The sequence below is a fragment of the Pseudoalteromonas sp. SG43-6 genome, from assembly GCF_014164365.1.
GTDB lineage: Bacteria > Pseudomonadota > Gammaproteobacteria > Enterobacterales > Alteromonadaceae > Pseudoalteromonas > Pseudoalteromonas rhizosphaerae.
On sequence record NZ_JACJEZ010000142.1, the window covers coordinates 1 to 904 of the forward strand.

1 pseudogene is annotated in these 904 nt (G+C 41.8%); it reads right to left on the reverse strand.

The features are described 5' to 3' along the window. Positions 1-904, reverse strand: a pseudogene (locus tag H5201_RS22490) (IS630 family transposase); the annotation flags it as partial.

A 904-nucleotide genomic window follows, 5' to 3' on the forward strand; every position in this document is an offset into this window, starting at 1 on the left:
GAAATGAATTTATTCCACGCTTGCGAAACCTGTTCGACTATTTCTTCATAACCACTAAACACACGATTAGATAAACAGTGTTGCCGTATCCAACTCCATACTTGCTCTATTGGATTTAACTCCGGGGAGTAAGGCGGAAGTTTTATTAGCGTGACATTATTGAATGGTTTTACAGTATCAATAGTATGCCAACCAGCGCCATCAACGATCACGACCGCATGACGTCTTTATTGACGATAGGGCTGATCAGCGCTTCTGTTTTACCATTACTTGGGCACACTGCACCAAATAAGTATCCATACTCAAACTGCTGTTGTTTTGTTGCGCGAGGCCTAGAGCCTGTTTCAGCCCATAAGCGTGTTGTTTGATTTTGTTGTCCAAACCGTGCTTCATCTTGAAACCACACATCAATGCGATCTAAAGGGAGATGTCCTGGGGTGTGAAGGATCGTTTCCACTTGGAACTTTTTTAAAAGCCTCTTGGCTTTCTTTTGACTGCTTTGGGTGCTTAGAACGGCTTGTGATCCAGCTAAACCCACGCTTCTTGAGCAGTTTGTAAATATGATCGGTGTGATATCTTATGTTGAACTGGTCATAAATATACTGAGCAATATCTTCCCCCATTAGTCTGCCTCCTTCTGAAGAACTTGCTGACTGTTTTACATAATCTGACAGTGTGTTTAGTTGTTGTAAGGTTAATTTAGCTGGACGACCTTTAATCGGTTTGTTGTTCAAGCCAGTAACGCCATTATTAAGGTAGTTTGAAACCCATTTATTGACACTGCCGCGCGCTGTATTTAGCCGCTTAGCAATATTCGTTCTGTTTTCACCCTCAAAGAATAATGAAACAGCAAGCAGGCGTATTCGCTTTCTCGCATTAGGCTCTTTACGTGATAAAGCTAAAA